This window comes from Paramicrobacterium humi (assembly GCF_900105715.1).
In the GTDB taxonomy this organism is placed as follows: Bacteria; Actinomycetota; Actinomycetes; order Actinomycetales; family Microbacteriaceae; genus Paramicrobacterium; species Paramicrobacterium humi.
Genome location: NZ_FNRY01000001.1, coordinates 1,017,952 through 1,038,930, shown reverse-complemented (window position 1 = coordinate 1,038,930; position 20,979 = coordinate 1,017,952). Strand labels below are relative to the sequence as shown.

At 66.6% G+C, this 20,979-nt stretch carries 21 protein-coding genes and 1 pseudogene; 11 read left to right on the top strand and 11 right to left on the bottom strand.

Going from position 1 to position 20,979, the window contains the following annotated elements; translation table 11 throughout:
* Positions 1 to 169 precede the first annotated feature (169 nt).
* Both BLV49_RS05280 and BLV49_RS05275 read right to left on the bottom strand, forming a co-directional pair.
* Positions 170 to 1,015, bottom strand: a complete 846-nt coding sequence (locus BLV49_RS05280) for an IclR family transcriptional regulator (RefSeq protein ID WP_091180899.1) — start codon at positions 1,013 to 1,015, stop codon at positions 170 to 172.
* Positions 1,016 to 1,147: 132 nt separating this feature from the next.
* Positions 1,148 to 1,303 (bottom strand): annotated as a pseudogene (locus BLV49_RS05275) (IS256 family transposase); the annotation flags it as partial.
* A gap of 917 nt (positions 1,304 to 2,220) precedes the next feature.
* Between BLV49_RS05275 and BLV49_RS05270 the strand changes: the two are divergent.
* From BLV49_RS05270 to BLV49_RS05260, 3 genes are all read left to right on the top strand, one after another.
* Positions 2,221 to 2,832 carry a hypothetical protein gene (locus BLV49_RS05270; protein ID WP_176980721.1) on the top strand — a complete coding sequence of 204 codons (612 nt, stop codon included), beginning with the start codon at positions 2,221 to 2,223 and terminating at the stop codon, positions 2,830 to 2,832.
* Positions 2,833 to 2,909: 77 nt separating this feature from the next.
* Positions 2,910 to 3,452, top strand: a complete 543-nt coding sequence (locus BLV49_RS05265) for an RES family NAD+ phosphorylase (RefSeq protein ID WP_176980720.1) — start codon at positions 2,910 to 2,912, stop codon at positions 3,450 to 3,452.
* Positions 3,453 to 3,533: 81 nt separating this feature from the next.
* Positions 3,534 to 3,848, top strand: a complete 315-nt coding sequence (locus BLV49_RS05260) for a hypothetical protein (protein ID WP_091180885.1) — start codon at positions 3,534 to 3,536, stop codon at positions 3,846 to 3,848.
* Here BLV49_RS05260 and BLV49_RS05255 read toward each other — a convergent pair.
* The 5 genes from BLV49_RS05255 to BLV49_RS05235 all read right to left on the bottom strand — a co-directional run bounded on the left by BLV49_RS05255 (position 3,796) and on the right by BLV49_RS05235 (position 12,168).
* A complete protein-coding gene (locus tag BLV49_RS05255) occupies positions 3,796 to 5,877 on the bottom strand; it encodes an oxidoreductase (protein WP_091180881.1) in 2,082 nt (693 codons plus the stop codon). The two genes, BLV49_RS05260 and BLV49_RS05255, sit on opposite strands and share 53 nt — an antisense overlap.
* A 5-nt stretch (positions 5,878 to 5,882) precedes the next feature.
* Entirely contained in the window at positions 5,883 to 6,740 is an 858-nt protein-coding gene (locus BLV49_RS05250; RefSeq protein ID WP_091180875.1) for an SDR family oxidoreductase, read from the bottom strand.
* The gene (locus BLV49_RS05245; RefSeq protein ID WP_091180872.1) at positions 6,737 to 7,939 is read right to left on the bottom strand and encodes an acyl-CoA dehydrogenase family protein; all 1,203 of its coding nucleotides are present in this window, start codon (positions 7,937 to 7,939) and stop codon (positions 6,737 to 6,739) included. Before BLV49_RS05245 ends, BLV49_RS05250 begins: the two co-directional genes overlap by 4 nt.
* A complete protein-coding gene (gene aroA / locus BLV49_RS05240) occupies positions 7,932 to 10,964 on the bottom strand; it encodes a 3-phosphoshikimate 1-carboxyvinyltransferase (RefSeq protein WP_091180870.1) in 3,033 nt (1,010 codons plus the stop codon). Before aroA ends, BLV49_RS05245 begins: the two co-directional genes overlap by 8 nt.
* Before the next feature lie 112 nt (positions 10,965 to 11,076).
* The gene (locus BLV49_RS05235) at positions 11,077 to 12,168 is read right to left on the bottom strand and encodes an LOG family protein (protein WP_091180867.1); all 1,092 of its coding nucleotides are present in this window, start codon (positions 12,166 to 12,168) and stop codon (positions 11,077 to 11,079) included.
* A 71-nt stretch (positions 12,169 to 12,239) separates the two neighbouring features.
* On the opposite strand from BLV49_RS05235, the gene BLV49_RS05230 reads away from it, so the two are divergent.
* Complete coding sequence (locus BLV49_RS05230; protein WP_091180864.1) at positions 12,240 to 12,653, top strand: NUDIX hydrolase; 414 nt, start codon at positions 12,240 to 12,242, stop codon at positions 12,651 to 12,653.
* 48 nt (positions 12,654 to 12,701) lie between these two features.
* Here BLV49_RS05230 and BLV49_RS05225 read toward each other — a convergent pair whose 3' ends face one another.
* Positions 12,702 to 13,217, bottom strand: a complete 516-nt coding sequence (locus BLV49_RS05225) for a DNA helicase (protein ID WP_245723696.1) — start codon at positions 13,215 to 13,217, stop codon at positions 12,702 to 12,704.
* A 110-nt stretch (positions 13,218 to 13,327) separates the two neighbouring features.
* On the opposite strand from BLV49_RS05225, the gene BLV49_RS05220 reads away from it, so the two are divergent.
* Together BLV49_RS05220 and BLV49_RS05215 are read left to right on the top strand one after the other, a co-directional pair.
* Complete coding sequence (locus BLV49_RS05220; RefSeq protein WP_091180857.1) at positions 13,328 to 13,870, top strand: peptidylprolyl isomerase; 543 nt, start codon at positions 13,328 to 13,330, stop codon at positions 13,868 to 13,870.
* Between the two features lie 12 nt (positions 13,871 to 13,882).
* A complete protein-coding gene (locus BLV49_RS05215; protein WP_091180855.1) occupies positions 13,883 to 14,746 on the top strand; it encodes a rhomboid family intramembrane serine protease in 864 nt (287 codons plus the stop codon).
* 9 nt (positions 14,747 to 14,755) lie between these two features.
* Here the strand turns inward: BLV49_RS05215 and BLV49_RS05210 are convergent, their stop codons facing one another.
* Positions 14,756 to 15,526, bottom strand: coding sequence for a hypothetical protein (locus BLV49_RS05210; RefSeq protein WP_091180852.1), 771 nt, complete (start codon positions 15,524 to 15,526; stop codon positions 14,756 to 14,758).
* A 289-nt stretch (positions 15,527 to 15,815) separates the two neighbouring features.
* Between BLV49_RS05210 and BLV49_RS05205 the strand changes: the two genes are divergently transcribed.
* Together BLV49_RS05205 and BLV49_RS05200 are read left to right on the top strand one after the other, a co-directional pair.
* The gene (locus BLV49_RS05205; RefSeq protein ID WP_091180848.1) at positions 15,816 to 16,643 is read left to right on the top strand and encodes a siderophore-interacting protein; all 828 of its coding nucleotides are present in this window, start codon (positions 15,816 to 15,818) and stop codon (positions 16,641 to 16,643) included.
* Positions 16,643 to 17,170 (top strand): flavin reductase family protein, encoded by a 528-nt coding sequence (locus tag BLV49_RS05200; protein ID WP_091180843.1) that lies wholly within the window; start codon positions 16,643 to 16,645, stop codon positions 17,168 to 17,170. The genes BLV49_RS05205 and BLV49_RS05200 overlap by 1 nt, the downstream gene beginning before the upstream one ends.
* An 87-nt stretch (positions 17,171 to 17,257) precedes the next feature.
* On the opposite strand, the gene BLV49_RS05195 is transcribed toward BLV49_RS05200, so the two are convergent.
* Positions 17,258 to 17,494, bottom strand: coding sequence for a cell division protein CrgA (locus BLV49_RS05195; protein ID WP_091186815.1), 237 nt, complete (start codon positions 17,492 to 17,494; stop codon positions 17,258 to 17,260).
* Positions 17,495 to 17,535: 41 nt separating this feature from the next.
* On the opposite strand from BLV49_RS05195, the gene BLV49_RS05190 reads away from it, so the two are divergent.
* From BLV49_RS05190 to BLV49_RS05185, 3 genes are read left to right on the top strand one after another with little or no spacing between them, the layout of a single operon-like run.
* A complete protein-coding gene (locus tag BLV49_RS05190) occupies positions 17,536 to 18,321 on the top strand; it encodes a class E sortase (protein ID WP_091180839.1) in 786 nt (261 codons plus the stop codon).
* A gap of 1 nt (position 18,322) precedes the next feature.
* The gene (locus BLV49_RS16845; protein ID WP_176980719.1) at positions 18,323 to 18,481 is read left to right on the top strand and encodes a hypothetical protein; all 159 of its coding nucleotides are present in this window, start codon (positions 18,323 to 18,325) and stop codon (positions 18,479 to 18,481) included.
* A 9-nt stretch (positions 18,482 to 18,490) separates the two neighbouring features.
* Complete coding sequence (locus tag BLV49_RS05185; protein ID WP_091180835.1) at positions 18,491 to 19,144, top strand: anthranilate synthase component II; 654 nt, start codon at positions 18,491 to 18,493, stop codon at positions 19,142 to 19,144.
* On the opposite strand, the gene pknB is transcribed toward BLV49_RS05185, so the two are convergent.
* Complete coding sequence (pknB, locus tag BLV49_RS05180; RefSeq protein ID WP_434061468.1) at positions 19,145 to 20,866, bottom strand: Stk1 family PASTA domain-containing Ser/Thr kinase; 1,722 nt, start codon at positions 20,864 to 20,866, stop codon at positions 19,145 to 19,147. It abuts the gene before it with no gap.
* Positions 20,867 to 20,979 lie beyond the last annotated feature (113 nt).

The following is a 20,979-nucleotide window of genomic DNA, read 5'->3' as shown; positions in this document are numbered from 1 at the left end:
TTTCAGACAACTTTAGGAGTTGGTCATCTTTGGCCCGTCTCCTAACAGTTCTAGTTGCAGTTGCGACTGATCAAAACGCTCGTTTCACCTAGCGTGCAGTGACGACGCCGAGCTTCAAGCCATCGACGGACGTCCCAACCGGAGTTTTGGTTCAACTAACGCTAGAATCTCACCGTTTGATTTGGCTCGTCCATTCAAGGAGCGAGGGGCTCGCGCTAAGTCGTTGTGATATGAGCGCTGCTTCGCCAGACACAATCGTGCCAAGTTCCAGCAGAACGTCTCTAGTAACCCGGTTGTCTGGTCCAGCGATGCTGATCGCGGCAGTGGGACGGCCATTTCGGTCGAAGATAGCGGCACCGACGCAGCGTATTCCTGGTTCGTTCTCGACGTCATCTACCGCGTACCCGCATTCGCGAATTTTATCTAGTTCTCGGCGAAGCTCATGTGCATCAACAATGGTGGTTGGCGTGCGGCGCGGCAGGCCAGCATTAACCACTTCTTCCAAAACATCTTCGGGCAGGTGGGCCAATAACGCCTTGCCAGCACTCGTGCAATAAATTGGCATACGGCCACCAACACGCGAATGCATACGAAGAACTGCGCGGCTTTCGATCTTGTCTATGTAGATGACTTCGGTGCCCGTGCGCAATAGCAAGTTCGCGGTCTCGCCGGTTAGCTCGTTCAATTTTTGCAGGTGCGGTCGAACGATCTCGCGCAGATCCAGTTGCTCGAGGTAAAGGCCTCCGAGATACGCAGCGAAGGGACCGATCCCATAAGTCTTGTCATCGGAACGTTCAACCAGACCGGCTTCGGTAAGCGGCGCGAGAAGCCGGTGCAGCGTGCTGCGAGCAAGCCCGGTCTCTTCAGTGAGATCTTGGAGCGAACCTCCACGTCCACAGCGCTCTACGATACGTGCTAGGGCATCCAAAACTGCGATCGCGCGACGCAGAGATAGCGAGCTATTCCGTTTTGTCGTTGGAGGTGTCGGACTATCGTCAGGTGGTATTGCCGTCATGGGCCACTTCCTGATAGCGGGCTGGAAATGGATACCTCCGCCCTTCTTGTTGGTTAACAAGCTGTTCCACACGCCAGTTTTCCAGCTGAATATCGGCTACGCAACTACTGAGTTCGCGTAGCAGAAGTGTGCCTCCGACTCGAGCGCGGTCTCCAGAATGGTCTTCGTTAACCCGTCCAAAAGCCGATCAGGACCGACAAGACTGATTCCTTCCGCTTTGGCCCCAGCCAGCAGTTGCTTAGCCATCTTCTGCTGATCAATAATCTCTCCGGTTACGAGATCAATCATCACCGCGGACTCAGCCGCAGCCTCGATTTCCACAGACGTGTCTGACATTGTCTTACCTCTCGGTCAGACCAACCCAGACACACCGCTTAATCCACGGTCCCCCTGAGGCCGCGCGATCTCCGACGATTCACTGTCGAAGGGGGATCCGCTACCGTAGCTGCCTAGGCTTCGGGCAGTCGCGTTCACCGAAAGCGCAGCAATCCTGCTTTCGTCCGCCCGGTCATTGGGCTACGCCAGACCTTAGATTTGGCTGCATGAGTAAGGACGTCTCGCGCTTGCGGGACTCGTCCCACTCATGGCGAAAATTGGCGAAGCCGCTATCGGTGCGCCTCCGGTGCGCCTCGACTGATTCTGAGACTGCTCCTGATCAGGGTATATGCGTCCTGCCGCTATGCTTTGCAAGCAGGAGGTCAGGGGTTCGATTCCCCTAGGCTCCACCCAGTAGCACGTCTAGTTGCGGCTTCCCGCGGTAACGGTCGTACCTCGTGAAAAAGCAGGTCGGCGTTCGTGCCCCCACACCGGCTGACCCGCATCGGCAGCCGCCACGTGCTCCTGCCCGAACGCTTCGACCGCACGGCGCCAGATGGGCCGCATCAGTGCGATGACGCTCCTCGGCCACAGCGACGGCGATCCTGGCGAATATCTGGACATCGCCGAGTAGCTCTTGGAAGTGAGCGCCAAAGCAAAAGACGATGCACGGCAGCTGTTCCGTCGCTTCGCCGTCAGCGTAGGGCTGAACAACACCGACGACAGCCTCCGATACGCGCTACGGAGCTTATTCCTGACATGACGTCTCGCGGCCAATCAGGATCTTGCCTTGCGCTGTGCAAGCTTCCCGCTCAAAGCACCTGAGGCACGTCGACCCTTGTCCGCCACGAATCCTCCGATAGAATAGATCGTAGGAAATGGAGGTCATCATGGCTACGCTTGAAAGGCACCCTTCACCCGAATACGACGCAGAGTACGGCCGAATCCGCGAAGCCCTGAGTCAGGATGCTGGCATCGACCTGTCAACCCGCGAGGTCGTGCGCCTCGTTGAGATCGCACGGGAGCAGAGCTCCATCGACACTCTGTCCGACGCAATGGCACGGATGCCGGCACCGGTAGACCCGGCGGTTGCCCGCGCAATTCAGGCCGGGGAGAACATCAAGAAGCAGATCGAAACGGAGTTCGGCCTGCTCACGAGCGCGGAGGTTGCGGGGCTACTCGGCTCGAGCGCGAACCGTTCCGCTGTACGTTCACTCGCGCGCGATATGCGCGCCCGCGGCGAGCTGCTGGCCATCCGCAGGCTGAACAAGTACCTCTACCCGGGGTTCCAGTTCGACCGCTCCCGAGGCCAGGTACTCCCTGTCGTGAAGCCGCTGCTGCAGATTGCCGACGAGCGCAGCTGGGAACCCGAAGACGTGGTGATGTGGTTGTGCGCTCCGACGACGTACTTCGTGGATGAGAGCAGGCCAGTAGATCACATCAGCAGGGATCCGGATCTCGTCTTGAACGTAGCCAAGCAGGCCTGGGGAGTTCAGTGGTAGCAGCTGTCGTTCCCGACCCGCCGGAGCCCTTCGATGCACAAGCGCTGACTCTCCCCGCAGGCGGGAAACTATTCCGCGTGCACCAGAAGACGCGCCCTGGCAACGAGTTCAATCCCGGCATCGGTGCAGCCACGCGTTTCGCCTTCTTCGGTAACCCCGTCGTGCCTGTGTTGTATGCCGCAGCCACGGAACAGGCGGCGATCGCAGAGAGCCTGTTGCACGATATCCCTCTGAGAGGAGGCGCGCTCCAGCAGTCGGCGTACACCGGCAACCGCATGTCCAGGCTGACGACGACCCGTGATCTGCGACTGGCGCTGCTGGCCGGCCTCGGGCTGCGTCGTCTCGGTGTGATCGCTGACCAGGTCACCTCGACCCCCGCTGCAGAGTACTCCCGCACCGTGCTGTGGGCCGAGGCTGCGCACAAGGCCGGCTTCGATGGTGTGGCGTACATGAGCCGCCAGTGCAACTCAGACGGCGCTTACGCGTTCTTCGGCGACCTGGCTGGCGACGCCTTCGATCTCGATCTGTCATACCAGTGGAACTTCGGGGACGCTTCGACCGGTCGCCAGAAGCTCATCGACTTCTGCAGCGGGCTGCGGGTGAACGTCATCGTGCGTTGAAGACCAACCGCGGCCGCGAGAGCGCCCATAGGCAGCATCATCACATGAGCGCCCAGCATCCGGACGAACCCGATCGTATGGATGATCGTCGTGACAACGCCGATTGAAGCGGGTAAGCCCGTCGCCGTCATGCTCGACGTGAAGGTGCTCGATGAGACGGAACTGGACGGCTCCTCCGTCAAGGCTCGCGTCGTCGAGACGCTCGATTGCGGTTGCATCGGCGGGAGTCGCTTCCCGAAGCGGAAAATCTCCATCCATCTGTGTCTCTCAATCGCCACTGATCGATTTCTGGCTCTCGATCGAAAGCTACGCCTGAGGAACACCGAATTCGGCTGCCTTGACGTCACGAGCGTGCGGCGGCGTCGCCGGCGCGCAGACCCTGTTCAAAAGCGATGACGGCATTGAGATCGGCCGCGTCACGGGCGCCACCCACCACGGTGTGCGAAATCCCGAAATTCGAGAGTTCAGCGGACAGGATCGTGTGCGGCACTTGACCGGCCGCGACAACGACCGTATCGGCCTCGACCAGCCTCTCGACACCGTCGATCCCCACGCGAAGTCCTGACGACTCCATCCGGCGATAATCCACTCCCGTCAGAGTCTCCACACCGGCTGCGCGGATCGCCTGGACCGCCGCCCAGCGAGTGGTCAGTCCCATCCCGGCGCCGATCGGCCCATTCCGGCGCATAATCGTCACGGCGCGAGCGGATGCCGGAGGGAAACCGGCGGCGAGACCGTGTTCCACGAGGAAGCGGTGGCGCTCGTTACGAGCCTGGATTTCGGCAGAGTCTGACCCGGCCTCGGACGCCGTCACGAGGAAGTGTGCAAGATCCACGCCGATTCCGCCAGCGCCGACGATCGCCACACGTGGTCCCACTTCTTCCGGATGAGCGAACGCGTGTGCGTAGTCGAGGATGTTCGGTCCGCTGGGGTCCGTCTGCTCGATGCCCGGGATGGCGACTTGTCGGGGTAGAACGCCGGTCGCGATGATGATCTGATCGAAGCCCTCAAGCTCGGCTGCTTCTGAGACCCGGTGGCCGAGCGCGACCTGCACGCCGAGCCGTCGCAATTCCTGTTCGAAATATGCGACGGTTCCCAGGAAATCCTCCTTGCCGGGAACGCGTCCCGCCATGAGAAACTGGCCACCGAGTTGCTCGTCGGCCTCGAACAGGGTCACGTCGGCACCTGCCGTTGCCGCGGCGCGCGCGGCTTCGAGGCCCGCGGGTCCCGAGCCCACGACGGCGACCGTGCGGCGATGGGGTGCGAGGGTCGGCTCAATCGGGAACTCGATCTCGCGGCCCGCCCGCGGGTTCACCGTGCAGGAGATGGGCTCGCGGCCGAAGCTGCGATCGATGCACGCCTCGTTGCACCCGATACAGGGATTGACGCTCGAGGCGTCCCCGGCGAACGATGTCGCCACGATGGTCGGATCGGCCAAGAAGGGCCGCGACATCGACACCAGGTCGCACGCCCCATCGGTGATGAGTCGTTCCGCCTGATCCACCGCGTTGATGCGATTGGATGCGATGACGGGCGTGTCGAGGCCCGTGGTTCGAAGGGCTGTGCGGACCCGCGCGGCCACTCGCGCCCACACCGCGTGCGGCACCATCGACTGTACGGTCGGAACGCGGGACTCGTGCCAGCCGATGCCGACGTTGACGGCCGCGGCTCCCGCTGACGCCAGTTCGACGGCGAGCTCGTCGGCTTCCTCATCGGAGGACGAGCCGGGAATGAGATCGGCGCCCGACGTGCGGGCGATGACCGGAAGACCGTGCGATTCGTCAAGCACGGCTCGCATGACGGCGACGCCGAAGGCGCGCCGCCTCGCGGCATCCCCACCCCACGCGTCATCGCGCTGATTCGTCACGGGGGAGGCGAACTGGTTGATCAGGTAGCCCTCCGAGCCCATCACCTCGATCGCATCGAAGCCGAGAGCCGCCGCCGCGCGGGCGCCGGCCGCGAAGTCCGCGATCGTCCGCTGGATGTCTCCCTCCGTCATCGCGCGCGGCGTGGTGCGGGAGAACCGGCTGTAGACGGCGGAGGGTGCAACCGGAGTCAGCCCGAACGAGTCCTCGAAGGCGTACCGGCCGGCGTGGAACAGCTGAACGCCGATGCGGGCGCCCGCGGCGTGAACCGCGTCGATGACCGGCAGCCAGCGCTCCTGGTGCTCGGGCTCGTTGATGAGGAAGTAGCCGGCGTTGCCCGCGCCCTCACGGCTGACGGCGGCGCCGCCTGTAATCATGAGCGCGGCACCGCCACGTGCGCGAGCCGTGTAGAACGCGGTGAGCTGGGCCGACGAGTGCTCGCGATTGAGATGCATCGACCCCATCAGCAGTCGGTGCGGAAGCTCGAGCCCGGCCGCCGCCGATTCCGTGCGATTGCGCAGAATGATCGGAGTGCGCAGCGCCGGATAACGGTCGGCCATCGGGGTCAGCCTCGAGTGGGACGGTCGGGCAGCCCCAACGGCTCCGTCGTGTCGTGCCAGTAGGGCGGAGCGGCGACGGTCAGCCCGCCATCGACGACGATTGTCTGTCCCGTGATGTAGCTCGCCCGCGACGAGAGGAGGAACTCGATGGCGTCGGCCATGTTCTGCACGGATCCTGGCCGTCCCAGGGGGATCGCGTCGATGACCGACTGCATGGGCGCCATGCCGGGCATGGAGTAGAAGTACTCCAGCGAGTCGGAGTCGATGAGTCCGCCGTTCACCCCATTCACAGTGACGTCGTACGGTGCGAACTCGACGGCCATGAACCGGATGAACGATTCGACGGCGGCCTTGTACGAGCCGAGGGCGGCGTACGTGGGGAAACCACGCATGCTGCCGTAGCTCGAGACCGCGACGATTCGGCCTCCGTCGTCCATGAGCTTGATCGCCTCCTGCGCGCCCAAGACGAAGGGGCGCAGATTCATGGCGTACGAGCGATCGAGGTGGTGTGGCTTGAGGTCGAGGACGCGCTTGAAGGCGGCGGCCGCCGCATTGTTGACGAAGTAGTCGAGTCGGCCGTACTCCTCGGCGACCGTGTCGAAGAGTCGAGAGATGTCTTCGGGACTCTCCATGTCGGCGCGGACCGCGATTCCCTTGCCTCCGCGGCGCTGCGCTTCGGCGACGACTTCCTCGGCCAGGTCGGCGTTCTTCCGATAATTGACGACGACGGCGGCACCCCGAGACGCGAGATCAAGAGCCAGGGTGCGCCCGATGCCGCGGGAGGAACCGGTGATCAGTGCGACGCGACCGGCGTGCTCGCCCTCGCGTTGGTCGGGACGATTCGAGGCCCCAGAATCGGTCACTGCGCTGCTCCGTTCCGTTTTGAGTCGTCGGCATCGCCGAGAACAGCGCGCGCGACGATCGTCTTTTGGATCTCGTTCGTTCCTTCTTCGAAGCGCTGGGCGCGGGCGTCGCGGTAGACGCGTTCAATCGTCGACGTCTTCCAATAGCCGACACCGCCATGCACTTGAAGTGCCTTGTCGGTCACCCGGGTGAGCATGTCGACCGCGGTCATCTTCGCCATCGACGACAGCGTCGGCGCATCGGGAGAGTCCGCTTCCCACTCGCGCGCGGCATGCAACGTGAGCTGCTTGGCCGCTTGGATGTCGGCCGCATTCTCGGCGAGCATGAACGCGATGGCCTGCCGCTTGGCGATCGGCTTGCCGAATGTGACGCGTTCCCGCGCGTACACGACGGCGAGCTCCTGTGCACGCTCGGCGAGCCCGACGCAGCTCATCGCCACGGAGATGCGGCTCGGAGTCAGGAATCCGCCGAGCGCAATGCGCAGTCCCTCCCCCTCGTCGCCGAGCCGCTGGGCAACGGGAACCGGCGTCTCCTCGAACCTGAGGGTCGCGTGATCGGTGCCGCGAACGCCCATGGTGTTCGACGTGTCCTCGACCTGAGCGCCCGGCGCGTTCCGGTCGACGAGCAACGCAACGAGCCCATCCGGGCCCGTCGTGCCCTCAAGGCGGGCGAAGAGCAGCCAGTAGTCGCACTTGACCCCGAACGTGATGAGGTGTTTGCGGCCGCTCAAGTAATAGGTGTCGCCCTCACGGCGAACACTGCAGCTGATGTCCGCGCCCGAGCCGTTGCCCGGCTCGGTGAGCGTGAACGCGACGAGTGTGCGCCCCGCGATCATCGGCTTGACGTAGTTCTCGATCTGCTCCTCGCTCGCATAGGGGAGGATGGCGCGCCACGTTCCATTCACGACGTGTACGAGCATGCGGATGGAGGCATGCGATCGAGAGAAGATCTCCATGAGCCCCATCCATTGCGTGAAGCTCACACCGCGACCGCCGAGGTCGACCGGGGCCGCCATACTGAGGTAGCCCCGATCGCGCAGTTCGTCGAACAGTTCTCGAGGAACGTCATCGGCGGCCTCGATGCGCTCGGACCACTCTTCACCCGGCCCCCTGACCCAGTCGGTCACCTCCGTCAGAAGCGCATCGTACTCAGCGTCATCGATGCCCGCGGTTCTGGTTCCGACGGCGAAATCAGTCATTGCTGCTCTCCTCATGGGTGTTCGATGCGGCCTCTCCGGTGGCGGCTGCCAGAGCGGCGGCGCGATCCCGGAGCACGAACTTCTGGACCTTCCCGACAGCGTTGCGGGGGATCTCGTCGATGATCTCGAGCCGCTCCGGCCAGTAGTGCTTGGACACGTTCTGCTCGTCCAGGAACTGCTGCATCTGAGTGAACGAGAGACGCTGCCCGTTCGTGAGCGTGACGAAGGCGCACGCGCGCTCGCCGAGCCGTTCATCGGGCATCGCCACGATCGCCGCGTCGTCGATGGCCGGGTGCCGGTACAGCAGCTGCTCGATCTCGGACACCGGCACCTTCTCGCCACCGCGGTTGATGACGTCCTTGAGCCGTCCGGTCACCCGCAGGAATCCCGCGCCGTCGAGGGTCGCGAGATCGCCCGTGCGGTACCAGCCATCGGGCGCGAACACCTCGGCCGACAGATCCGGGCGGTCGAGATAGCCGTCGAACACCGTCGGGCTCGTGAGCTCGAGGTTGCCCTCGGTTCCCGCGGGCACGACGCCTCCCGCGTCGTCGACGATGCGCAGCTGCACTCCTGTCAGCGCTTTGCCGTCGGTTCCCCATGCCTTGCTCTCGGGATCGGACGGGCCGGCGAGGGCGCCGAGCCCCGTCTCGGTGGTGCCGAACGCGCCGCAGATCGCGGCGCCGAGCACGCGTGTGGCACGCTCCGCGAGGGCCCGGGGCACCGCGGCCCCCGTGACGACGAAGATGCGGAGGGATGCCGGCGCCGGAGTGCCCGACTCGACCTGGCGCACGAGATCGACGAGGAACGGTGTCGCGGCCTGCACGAACGAGCCGTCCCACGCCTGCATGACCTGGACCGCGCGCGCCGGATCCCACACGGCTTGCACGATCGCGGGGGCGCCGAGCACCCACGACAAGTACATGCCGTAGAGAAATCCCGTCTGATGCGCGAGCGGCGACGGCACGTAGATGCTGTCCGTCGTCGACAGCGGCAAATGCTCCACCTCCATCCAGGCCGCGCGGCTGAGGGACTCGTGGCGGTGAAGCACGCCTTTGGGCTCGCCGGAGGTGCCCGACGTGAACAGCAGTTGTGCCGCGTCTTCGGGAGCGGGGGAGCGCGCGTCGATCGCCGTCCGGTCCACCGTCGTCATGCCCATGGCGTTGTGCCAGACGTGCCAGCGCACGTCGCGGTTCTTGCACGGCGGCAGGATGTGCGCGGTGCCGGGGGTCGCGTGCAGCACGAGGACGTGCTCGAGGTTCAGCGTGCGCCCGGTCTCCGGGTCATCGAGGATCTGCGCCGTCTCGCGATCGTGCTGCCGACCGCGGAAGTTGTCGACGACGACGAGCACCTTCGCCTTCGAGCGCCGCAAGGCGAACGCCACCTCCCGCTGTCGGAAGATCGGCATGATCGGGCAGATCACGGCGCCGATGCGCATCGCCGCGGCGGCGATGATGACGAACTCGCGGCAATTGGGCAGCTGAACAGCGACCCGGTCGCCGTGCTCCACGCCGAGGTCGAGCAGCATGCTCGCGGCGCGATCGACCTTCTGGTCGAGCTCGAGCCAGCTCAGCGTGTCGGTGCGTGTCGGAGCGGCGTCCACGACCGCGAGCGCGTGCGGCTTCTCCTGCGCCCAGCGTCGGATCCATTCCGCACCGGTCACGCGGCTCGCGATCTCGGCGTCGCCGGTGGGCCGGGTGCGGCGTGCGCGGGCAGTGGGCTTTGCCGGTCCGCTCTCCACCTGCATGTCCACGTGCATGGTGTCCATGGCGTCGAGGAATTCCGGGTAGGAGATGCGATACGCGTTCGGGAAGGTGAGCGTCGAGCGCCCCTCGGAGCCCGACGCGGCGACAGCGAGCGACATGAGCACGCGGTGATCGTTGAACGACGACAGGTGGGCGCCGTGCAGGCGGCACGCGCCATGAATGCGCAGGTCCATGCCGTCGAACTCGAGATCCGCGCCCATGTCGTTGAGCTGCAGCATCGCGACGACGCGGTCGCTCTCCTTGAGCCGTACGTGCTGAACGTTGCGGAAGACGCTCTCACCGTCCGCGAACGCGGCCATGACCGAGAGCACGGGAAGCATATCCGGCAGGTCACGGCAGTCGAGCTGGATGCCGCGCAGCCGGATGCCGTCGTGGCGCACCCGCACGCCTCCGGCGTTCGCGTCGTACTGCATGGGCACGCCCATCTCGCGTGCGACGTCGAGAAACCCGCATTCGGGGTGGTCGACGTCAGCGGAATTCACGCTCGGGATGCCGGTGAGCAGCACGTCGGCGGGATGCACCGCCGCGACGGCGAACCCGAACGCGGCCGAGCCGATGTCCGGCGGAATCTCCAGGTCAGCGGGATGCGCGCTCTGGTTCGGGGGAATGTCGTAGCGGCGTCCGCCGTCGGAGACGTCCACATGCAGGCCGAAGTTGGCCATCATCCGGACCGTCAGGTCGATGTAGTGCCGTTCGTTGAACTCGCCGTCGATGACGACCGTCGTGTGTGCCGTGGCGAAGGGGGCGACGAGAAGCAGCGCCGACACCCACTGCGAGAGGGTGCCGGAGATGTGCACTTCGCCGCCGCTCGGCCGCCCGGAGCGCACCGTCACGGGCGGGCAGTCCGTCGGCGACGAGGCGTCGACGCCCATGTCGCGCAGCGCACGCAGCAGCGGCGCGATGGGCCGGCGCTGAAAGTACTTCTGGCCTGTCACGATCAGGTCGCGATCGGCGAGGGCCGAGAGCCCGACCATGAAGTAGAGCGTCGTGCCCGAGCTGCCGGCCGTGACCCAGTCGCGCCGCGGGTGGTAGCGGCCGCCGTGCACGACGAACGTGTCGCCGTCCACCTCGATGCGGGTGCCGAGGCTGCGCAGCATCGTGACGGTGTAGCGAACGTGGCGCGCGTTGCTCAACCCGTGGATGCGGCTGACACCCGGCGCGAGGGAGGCGAGGATGAGGGCGCGGTGGGCATGGTATTTCGAGTTCGGAACGCGAATCGAACCGTGTGCGCGGGCGGAGCTCCCGGTGACAGACAAATGCATGCGCTGCTCCTTTGCGACGTTGGCGACACCGCAACGGACCGTTCCCAGTTCCGTCGGGGGAGTCCCATGCCGGACGCTACCACCATCCGTCGGCTATCGGCAGAGGGCGGCTCTACTGCCGGCCCTCGAGCACGAGGGCCGCGGCATCCTGCACCGACTCGACGAGGTGCACATGCTGCTCCATCGGCCGGCCGGCCGCGAGGCTCTTCAGCAGCGGCCACGCCGGGAACTCGCGTGTCCAGTAGTCGCCGCCCACGAGCACCATGGGGGCGACAGCGGACTCGTCGGCGTAGTAGTTCTCGCACGCGTCCTGGAAGATCTCCTGCACCGTGCCGCCCGCCCCGGGCAGGAACACGATGCCCGCCTGGCACACCTCGAGCAGGATCGCCTCGCGCTGCGCGTTGTGGAAGTACTTCGCGATCGCCGAGGCGAACGCGTTCGGCGGCTCGTGCCCGTAGTGCCAGGTGGGAATGCCGAGGGATGCCGCTCCCGTGCCGTTCCGCTCGCGAACCTCGAACGCCGCACGCGACCACGCCCCGATGTCGGGCCGGAACCGCGGAACCCGGCGCAGCGTCGCGAGCGCGACCTCGACGGAGTCGGCATCCTCTGCCGAGAGGTACCCGCCGAGGTTCGCCGCCTCCATGGCTCCGGGGCCGCCGCCCGTCGCGACCGTGAGGCGCTGACCGAGCAGCCAGCCGAGCGTCGCGGCATCCGCGTACGTCGACTCGTCACGCTTGAACGCGTGGCCGCCCATGACGCCGACGAGCTCGCGGTCGCTCACCCACGCCGCCAGCGCGGCGTCGATCGCGTGATCGTGCAGCGCCTCGGCGAGAGTCGCGTCGATCGAATGGTTCTGCTGCGACCACGCGTAAGTTCGCGCGTCGAGGGACGAGTGGTAGTCCTCGGTGTCGTACAGCTCGTCCGGCGCGTACAGCGTCGTGCGATACGTGTCGACCGGCACGCTCGGCACCTCGGGAAACACGACGGCGCCGCGGGCGCGAACCGAGTCCTCGTCGTGGTTGTCGAACACGCAACCGAGAAACAGCGCCCCCGCGACGTCGGCGGCGCGCAGCTCGCGAGAGCGCTGCGACAGGTCGACGGCCATGATGCGCCAGCCCGAGAGGTCGCGCGCGCCCTGCGCGAAGCGGCGGTCGAACTCGTCGAGGCTGTCGATCTGCACGATGCGTCCGCGATTGCGCTTCATGCCCCGAGCCTACGAGGCCGACCGCGTCATGCCCAGCGGGCGGCCCCGTCCCGCTTGATAATGTTTCGGGCATGGACATCCGCGTTGCGGCGTATGCCGTCATCGCCGACGGCGATCGGATGCTGCTCGCGCATTGGAACGAGGGCGGCCGCAGCGGCTGGACGCTTCCCGGCGGCGGCATCGAGCCCGGCGAGGCGCCCGCCGACGCGGCGGTGCGGGAGGTGTTCGAGGAGACCGGCTTCACTGCGCAGATCGACGCGACGCTCGGCGTCGACTCGATCGTCATCCCGGCGGTCGCGCGCTTCGCAAGCGGAGCGAACGCGCCGCTGCAGGCGATCCGCATCGTCTACCGGGCGCACATCACGGGCGGCTCGCTCACGTACGAGCTCGACGGCTCGACCGACTACGCCGACTGGCACCGCATCGACCAGATCGGCGCGCTGCACCGGGTGTCGCTCGTGGATGCCGCGCTCCGCATGCTCTGAACGCGACGAAGGGCCGGGACGCACGTCCCGGCCCTTCGCTCCAGCGAGTCAGTTGCTCGGAAAGGCGTCTTCGTCGTCGGCGACCCACAGCTCGTCGTCGGCGCGGAAGGTCTGCCACACGGCGTAGGCCACGGCCGCGGCGGCGGCGATGCCGGCGGTGACGGCGATGGCGGAGCCGATGCCGGACTTCTTCTTCTCGACCTTCTTGGGCTGCACTCGGTCGAAAGCGGCCTTGACGCGCGAGTCGCGAGCGACGTCGCCGAGCGCCATGACGGTGCCGATGGCGCTGCCGACGGCGGGAAGCACCTTCGAGTCGAAGCTGCGCTTTGCCGACTGGCGGGCATCGTGCGTCGCGGCATCCATCTTGTGGACGACCGGCTGGACCTTCTCCTCATACGCCTTGACGACCCGGGGCGCGATCTCCTCGCGGCTGTACGCCTGAAGCTGGCGGCTCGCCTCACGAGCGACGGAGTTGGCCTGGTCGAGCAGATCCTGCTGTGCGGCCCACAGGGCGTTCGCGTCACCCTTGAGACGCTTCAGCTGCTTCTTGCGCTTGCGTGTCATGCTCACTGGGGACCTCCATTGATCTCGTGACGAACGACTCACTCCATCTTGTCACGAGACACTGGGAGGGTCACAAGGCCCACAGCATCCCTTGTGCAAGAATTGCATCTATGTCAAAGCACACCGCTGTCGCCACGATCCACACAAACTACGGTGACATCAAGGTCAATCTGTTCGGCGACCACGCCCCCAAGACCGTCGAGAACTTCGTCGGACTCGCCACAGGGTCGAAGGACTGGACCGACGAGCGCACCGGTGAGACCAAGTCCGGAACGCCGCTGTACAACGGTGTGATCTTCCACCGCATCATCCCCGGATTCATGATCCAGGGCGGCGACCCGCTCGGCAACGGCACCGGCGGCCCCGGCTACAAGTTCGACGACGAGATCAACCCCGAGCTCGACTTCACCGAGCCCTACATCCTCGCGATGGCGAACGCCGGCAAGATCATGGGGCGCGGCACGAACGGCTCCCAGTTCTTCATCACCGTCGGGGCGACGACGTGGCTTCAGGGCAAGCACACGATCTTCGGCGCGGTCGAGGACGAGGCGAGCCGCAAGGTCGTCGACAAGCTCGCGACCGTGCCGACGGACGCTCGCGACCGTCCGCTCGACGACGTCGTGATCGAGAGCATCGACGTCGAGAACGTCTAGTCCTCGGCATCCGTGAGCATCCCGACCGGCCGCGACAACTACTGCTACCGGCATCCTGACCGCCAGAGCTTCGTGCTCTGCCAGCGATGCGGGCGGACCATCTGCGCCGAGTGCCAGACCCCCGCGCCCGTCGGAGTGATCTGCCCCGAGTGCATGCGGGAGCAGCGGGCATCAGCGCCGCGCGTGAAGCCGCGGTCGGTGTCGCGGGTGACGAGCATCATGCGCGCCGACTCCGGCCAGCCCGCTGTCACGTACGTGATCATCGCGCTCACGCTGCTCGTGTTCGTTCTGCAGTTCGTGCCCGGTCTCGACGTGACCAACCGCCTGTTGTTCGCGGGCGTGTACGGCATGCCCGAGTTCGGCCACTTCGAGCCGTGGCGGATGCTGACGGTCGCCCTCGTGCACTCGACGAGCTTCTTCCTTCACGTCGCGCTGAACATGTACACGCTGTGGATCTTCGGCCGCATGATGGAGCCGATGATCGGCCGATGGCGGTTCCTCACGCTGTACCTCGTGACGACGTTCGGCTCGTCGGTCGGCGTCATGCTGCTCGACAACCCGCTGCAGCCGGTCGTGGGCGCGTCTGGCGCGATCTTCGGGCTCATGGGCGCCGTGCTCGTGATCGTGCGCCACCTTGGCGGCAACATGACGGGCCTGCTCGTTCTCGTCGTCATCAACCTCGTCATCGGCTTCATCCCCGGAACGAACATCGCCTGGCAGGCGCACGTCGGCGGCCTCGTCACGGGAGCGCTGATAGGACTCATCTACGCGACGACACGTCGGCGCAGCCAGCAGTCGCTGCAGAAGCTCGGCGTCGCCGGCATCGTCGCGCTTCTCGTGGTCCTCGCGGCCGTCGCGGGGTTCATCTACCACTGATCGCGGCGGTCACCCCTCGAGCGTGACACCGCTCGACGACACCGTCGCCTCGCCGCACGTCACCGACTGCGCCATCACGACGCGCGGGTCATCGGCGCTGAGCCCCGTGCCCACCGTCGTCGTCTCACCGTTGCGCGCCGCGTCGCCGTTCTCACTCAGCTCGATGACCGTCCGCCGTACCGTGTACCGGTCGTTCCCCGTCGGTGTCGCCTGGAATCCGACGAGGGAGTTGTCCACACAGCCGACGCCGGTGCCGTGGCCGCGCAGGTTCTCGAGATCGAAGGTGTACGGCTGGCCCTGCAGATTCGTCGGCTGCACGAAGCCGCAGTCCGTGATGACGTGCTCGAACGCCTCCCGGCCTACCGAGAGCAGCGAGATCGACTGCGCGCCGTTCAGCGTCACCACGAAGCCCGCCGGCGCGACGGGTGACCCGGTGTCGACGGAGTAGGAGAACGTGGCGCCCGAGGCTGTCGTCACGCCGAACCGCACGCCGCTCGACTCGCCCGGGGCGATCCACTCGGTGTCGGCGCGACCGTCGCCATCAACGTCAATCGTCTGGCGGGTAACCGCTCCGGCCGGTGTCGTTTCGTCCGTGGGGGAGCAGCCGGTCTCGACCGGCGAAGCGCTCGACGAGCCGCCCGACGGCGTGGGCCGCGGCGCGCTGTGCGAGGGAGCCGCCGTGGAGGACACGGGCGCCGGCTGCTCGGGCGCGCACCCGGTCACGACGAGAGCGAGAAGTCCCGCTGCCGCGCCGAGAGCCCCGAGACGGTGTGCGCGCATACGCCCAGAATGCCCGTCTCGCCGACGAGTCGCGAGCCCTTCCGCGGCGATTCTCGGAGCCCGCTCAGCTTCTCGTCCACATGCTTCCCACAACTCGTCCCCAGAGTTATCCACAGCCTTGTCCACACTGTGGAGAGAATTACACGACTGTAACTAGAACTCGAACTACACGCGTGTAACTCATCCACAGACGGTGCAGAACGCTGTTGATAACTCCAGTCTCGCCAGGGCGTACGCTGGGAAGACCGATTGTCATGCCGCCACCCGCGGGTACTCGAGAGGACCTACCATGCCCACACGTGAACGGATCCGACACGAGCTGCAGATTCGCCGCACGACAGTGCAGAGCGTGACCCCGCTCAACGACTCGATGGTTCGCGTCACGGTTGCCGACGAGTCTCTCCTCGGTTTCGACGCGCCAGGACCCACCGACCACGTCAAGCTCTTCTTCCCCGACCCCGAGACGGGCAGGCTCACGACGCCCGAAGTGACGGCGGAGGGCCTCAAGCGCCCGACCGACGGCGTCATCCTCTCGCGCGACTTCACGCCCCTCGTCTACCGGGAGGAGAACGCGTCAGGCCTGCCCGAGCTCGACATCGACTTCGTGCGCCACGGCGACGATGGTCCCGCGACGGCCTTCGCGTCTTCGGTCAAGCCCGGCGACCTGCTCGGCGTCGCGGGGCCGCGTGGCTCGAAGCTCGCGCCCGAGGGGATCTCGCGCGTCGTGCTCATCGCCGACGAGACGGCGCTGCCCGCGTTCACGCGCTGGCTCGACCTGCTGCCGACGGGAGTCAAGGTCACGGCGATCGTGCTCGTGAACGACGAGGACGCCGAGACCTACCTCACCGACGAGCACCGCTCGCGCACCAACATCGAGATGCTGTATCGCGAGGACGGTCCCGGGCAGCTGCTCGAGGCCGTGCGCTCGCTCGGCCCGCTCGACGCCGACACGTACGTCTGGGCCGCCGGGGAGGCGAGCGAGCTCGTTCCGGTTCGCCGGTATCTGCGCCGCGATCTCGGCCTGGGCAAGGAACAGGCGGAGGTCGAGGGCTACTGGAAGCGCGGCATCGTGAACCTCGACCACCACGCGCCGCTCGACCCCAGCGACCCCGACTGATGTCTCACGACGCGCACCTCGTCGATCCCACGCATGTCGAGCGCGCGGACATGGACCGCTACAGCTCTCTCGCCGGCCTCGTCGCGAAGGGCGTCGCGATCGTGTCGACGCGCTGGGGCCGGTACGACTACGCGACGACGGTCACCGACTTCCTCTCGGTGTCCTACGATCCACCGACGATGCTCGTGAGCCTCTACGGCCTCTCGCGCACGACGGAGGCGGTCGAGGGATCAGGGCGATTCGCCGTGAGCGTTCTCGCCGCGCCGCAGCGCGTGATCGCCGAGCGGCTGGGTGAGATCGGAGCGCCGCTGCGCGGCCTGCTCGATCTCACACCGCACTGGCGGCGGGAGGAGGGCGCCCCGGCGATCATCGAGGACTGCCTCGTCTGGTTCGAGTGCCGCGTCGCCGACGTGCACCCGGCGGCGACGCACCAGCTCGTCGTCGGCGAGGTCGTCGCGATGGGCCGCTCGACCACGCACGGCGAGAGCTCGCTCGTGCGCTTCCGCTCGGGCTACTCGTCGGCCTGACGGGCACAGCCCGGCGGCATCCGACCGAATTCGGGGTTAACGACTGCGGCCCCCGCGTGAGGCGGAGGCCGCGGTGTGCGAAGAGCGCTACCGCCAGCGCGTGGTCATGAGGAAGCCGACGAAGGCGATGCCGAAGCCGACGAGGATGTTCCACGAACCGAGCGCGGGAACCGGGAAGGCGCCCTGCGAGAGGTAGAAGACGATGATCCAGGCGAGCCCGAGCAGCATGAAGCCGAACATCACGGGCTTGAACCACACGGGGTTCGGTGCGTCGGCTCCACTGCGCTGTTCTGTCACCGCGGAGGAGTTCTTGGAGCGTGCCATGCCGCCCATTGTATATGGTCGACCTCAGTAGAATCAGCGTCATGGTGTCCTCTGTCGACAGCGAGACGGATGCCGCTGCCGCGACGCGCGCCGCACGGCGCAGGCACCGCACCGGCACGGCGGCACGACCGCGGCCTCGCGCGAGCGTGCTCGGCGTGTTCGGCGAACTGCTGATCACGGCCGGGGTGCTCGTTCTGCTGTTCCTCGTATGGCAGCTCTGGCTCAACGACGTGATCGTCCGCGCGCAGCAGGACGAGGTCGCGCAGCAGCGCTCGCAGCACTGGGTCGACGAGGCCGCGGGCGAGCCCGCTCCGCCGGGCGACGACATCATCGTGCCCGCCCAGCCGGACGACGCCCAGATCTTCGGCGTGCTGTTCGTGCCGCGCTTCGGCGAGGACTACGCCGCCGACATCGCGGGCGGCGTCTCGCGAGCGCGCACGCTCGACCCGATCGGGCTCGGCCACTATCCGGGCACGCAGATGCCGGGGGGGCAGGGAAACTTCGCGCTCGCCGGTCACCGCACGACCTACGGCAAGCCGCTCAACCAGATCGCATCGCTTCGCGTGGGCGACGCGATCGTCGTGCAGACGAAGGACGGCTGGTACACGTACCGGTTCCGCACGCTCGAGTACGTCACGCCCACGCAGGTCGACGTGCTCAACCCGGTTCCCCAGTCGGATGCCGCCGCGTCGGACCGCTTCATCACGCTCACGGCGTGCAGCCCCATGTACTCGGCGGCCGAGCGCATCGTCGCGTTCGGCGTGTTCGAGTCGTTCACGCCGACGGCCGACGGCCCGCCGGCCTCCCTCGACCCCGTGGAGAACTGACATGTATGCCGCCCTGTGGCGCTTGCTGCCCGGCCCCGTGTGGCTGCGCATCCTCATCCTGCTCGTACTGGTCGCGGCGGTGCTGTTCGCCCTGTTCACGCTCGTCTTCCCCTGGGTGCAGTCGCTCATCCCGGTGCCGGATGCGACGCTCGAGCAATAGGATTCGTACATGACCCGTGTGCTCGTCATCGACAACTACGACAGCTTCGTCTACACGCTGAACGGCTACCTGCAGCAGCTCGGCGCGCAGACGGAGGTGCTGAGAAACGATGAGTTCGCAGAATCGGATGCCGCCGCCCGCATCGCCGAGTACGACGCGGTTCTGCTGTCCCCCGGTCCGGGAAAGCCGGCCGACGCGGGAGTCTCGATCGCGATCGTGCACGCGGCGCTGGCCGCCGACCAGCCGTTGCTCGGCGTGTGCCTCGGCCACCAGGCGATCGCGGAGGCGTTCGGGGCGACCGTCACGAACGCCGACGAGCTCATGCACGGCAAGACCTCGGAAGTGACGCACGACGACAGCGACTTCTACAGTGGGGTTCCGCAGCCGTTCACGGCGACCCGCTACCACTCGCTCGCTGTCGTCGACGACACGGTTCCCGATGACCTCGAGGTCACCTCGCGCACCACCGGCGGCGTGATCATGGGCCTTCGGCACAGGTCCGCTCCGCTGTTCGGCGTGCAGTTCCACCCCGAGAGCGTGCTCACGCAGGGCGGCTACCAGATGCTCGGGAACTGGCTCGAGCTCGTCGGCCTCACGGGTGCCGCGGCGCACGCGGCGACGCTGCACCCGCTGCTCCGGTCAGACGGAGAGCGCACGGCGTAGCTAGCCGTTGCCCTTGCCGTTGTTCCCCGTGCCGTTCCCGTTGTTGCCCGTGCCGCTGTCTCCGGAGCTGCCGTCGTCGGCGCTGCCCGTGCAGTAGGTGAGCTCGATCGTCGAGTGCTGAGCCACATCGCCCGGTCCGACGGACTGTCGGGTGACGGGATTGCCGTCGGCGGCGGGGCACGAGCTGTCGGTGACCTCGATCACCGTGAGGCCGATGTCGCCGCCCTCGAGCTTCTGCTTCGCCGTGTCGTAGGAGTCGCCGACGACGTCGGGCACGGTCACCATGCCCGACGACACGGTGATGTCGACGCTCGAGCCCTGGGCGGCATCCTGCCCCTTCTCGGGCGAGGACGACAGCACGGTGTCCTTTGGCGCGTTGGGGGACGACTCGCTGCTGATCGAGCCGACCTCGAGGCCCGCCTTCTCGATCGCGTCTCGCGCATCGTCTATCGACATGTTGATGATGTCGGGCACCGTCGCCATCTCGGCGCCCGTCGACACGTACACCTTGACTTGCGAGTTCGGGGAGACCGTTGTCCCCGCGTCGGGATCGACGGAGATCACATGGCCGGCGGCGATGTCGGCGCTCGTCTGCTCGAACTTGGTGGGCAGCAGGTCGAGTCCCGTGAGGGTGTCTTTCGCGTCCTCCCACGTCGCGTCGGTGAGCTCGGGGATGGTTCGGGATGCCGTCGGCATCTGCGCGCCCTGGGGCAGGGTCATGACCCACCACAGAACCGCGAGCAGAATGACGGCGACGACGGTGACGCCGGCCCAGATCCACACCACGGGCGGACGCCGCTGCGTGCGCGTGACCGTGTCGTCGTTGGTGAGCTGACGCAGCGCGTGCTCGGTGACGTTCACGGGCGCTGGCGGCGCTCCGAAGATCTCCGTCGCGTCGTCGTAGCGCTTCGTCGACGTGGTCGCGGCGGGAACGTGCCCGGCGGCGGCCATGCTGAGCTGCTCACTGAACTCAGCGGCCGTCTGATAGCGCTGGAAGCGGTCTTTCGCGAGCGAGTGCACGACGACCTGGTCGAGAGCGGGCGAGACCTTGGGGTTGAGCGCCGAGGGACGCACGGGAGTCTCGCTCACGTGCTGGTACGCGACGGACACCGCCGTGTCGCCCTGGAACGGGGGCCGGCCCGTGAGCATCTCGAACAGCACGACGCCCGCGGAGTAGAGGTCGGTGCGCGCGTCGACGGTCTCGCCCTTCGCCTGCTCGGGCGAGAAATACGAGGCGGTGCCGAGGATCGCGGTGGTCTGGGCGACCGTCGAGGACGTGTCGCTCACGGCGCGGGCGATGCCGAAGTCCATGACCTTGACCTGGCCGGAGGGCGTGATCATGATGTTGCCGGGCTTGATGTCGCGGTGGACGACGCCCGCGCGGTGCGAGTACTCGAGCGCGGTGAGCAGATCCTGCTCGATGCGCACGGCCTCGTCGATATCGAGCGGTCCCTGAGCGATGAGGTCCTTCAGCTGGTGGCCCTCGACGTACTCCATGACGATGAACGGATCGCGGGCGAGCTCTCCGTCCGGCCGGCGGACGGTCTCCTCGCCGGCGTCGTACACGCGCACGATCGTCGCATGCGACATGCGTGAGGCGGCCTGAGCCTCCTGGCGGAAGCGGGTGCGGAAGGCGGGGTCGCTCGCGAGCTCCGATTTGAGGATCTTTATCGCGACGGTTCGCCCGAGCTTGGTGTCGGTTCCCTTGTAGACGACGGCCATGCCGCCGCGACCGATGACGGAACCTACGCGGTAGCGCCCCGCAAGCACGCGCTCTTCGTCAACCACCCCATGAACTCCGAATCGGTCGGGACCCCTTCAGTTGCGGGGCTTCG

Bases quoted from the DNA above. Each gene is read 5' to 3' on its own strand.
- BLV49_RS05280 (WP_091180899.1), bottom strand. From the start codon at position 1,015: ATGACGGCAATACCACCTGACGATAGTCCGACACCTCCAACGACAAAA.
- BLV49_RS05270 (WP_176980721.1), top strand. From the start codon at position 2,221: ATGGCTACGCTTGAAAGGCACCCTTCACCCGAATACGACGCAGAGTAC.
- BLV49_RS05260 (WP_091180885.1), top strand. From the start codon at position 3,534: ATGATCGTCGTGACAACGCCGATTGAAGCGGGTAAGCCCGTCGCCGTC.
- BLV49_RS05255 (WP_091180881.1), bottom strand. From the start codon at position 5,877: ATGGCCGACCGTTATCCGGCGCTGCGCACTCCGATCATTCTGCGCAAT.
- BLV49_RS05245 (WP_091180872.1), bottom strand. From the start codon at position 7,939: ATGACTGATTTCGCCGTCGGAACCAGAACCGCGGGCATCGATGACGCT.
- aroA (WP_091180870.1), bottom strand. From the start codon at position 10,964: ATGCATTTGTCTGTCACCGGGAGCTCCGCCCGCGCACACGGTTCGATT.
- BLV49_RS05235 (WP_091180867.1), bottom strand. From the start codon at position 12,168: ATGAAGCGCAATCGCGGACGCATCGTGCAGATCGACAGCCTCGACGAG.
- BLV49_RS05230 (WP_091180864.1), top strand. From the start codon at position 12,240: ATGGACATCCGCGTTGCGGCGTATGCCGTCATCGCCGACGGCGATCGG.
- BLV49_RS05225 (WP_245723696.1), bottom strand. From the start codon at position 13,217: ATGACACGCAAGCGCAAGAAGCAGCTGAAGCGTCTCAAGGGTGACGCG.
- BLV49_RS05220 (WP_091180857.1), top strand. From the start codon at position 13,328: ATGTCAAAGCACACCGCTGTCGCCACGATCCACACAAACTACGGTGAC.
- BLV49_RS05210 (WP_091180852.1), bottom strand. From the start codon at position 15,526: ATGCGCGCACACCGTCTCGGGGCTCTCGGCGCGGCAGCGGGACTTCTC.
- BLV49_RS05205 (WP_091180848.1), top strand. From the start codon at position 15,816: ATGCCCACACGTGAACGGATCCGACACGAGCTGCAGATTCGCCGCACG.
- BLV49_RS05200 (WP_091180843.1), top strand. From the start codon at position 16,643: ATGTCTCACGACGCGCACCTCGTCGATCCCACGCATGTCGAGCGCGCG.
- BLV49_RS05195 (WP_091186815.1), bottom strand. From the start codon at position 17,494: ATGGCACGCTCCAAGAACTCCTCCGCGGTGACAGAACAGCGCAGTGGA.
- BLV49_RS05190 (WP_091180839.1), top strand. From the start codon at position 17,536: ATGGTGTCCTCTGTCGACAGCGAGACGGATGCCGCTGCCGCGACGCGC.
- BLV49_RS16845 (WP_176980719.1), top strand. From the start codon at position 18,323: ATGTATGCCGCCCTGTGGCGCTTGCTGCCCGGCCCCGTGTGGCTGCGC.
- BLV49_RS05185 (WP_091180835.1), top strand. From the start codon at position 18,491: ATGACCCGTGTGCTCGTCATCGACAACTACGACAGCTTCGTCTACACG.
- pknB (WP_434061468.1), bottom strand. From the start codon at position 20,866: ATGGCCGTCGTCTACAAGGGAACCGACACCAAGCTCGGGCGAACCGTC.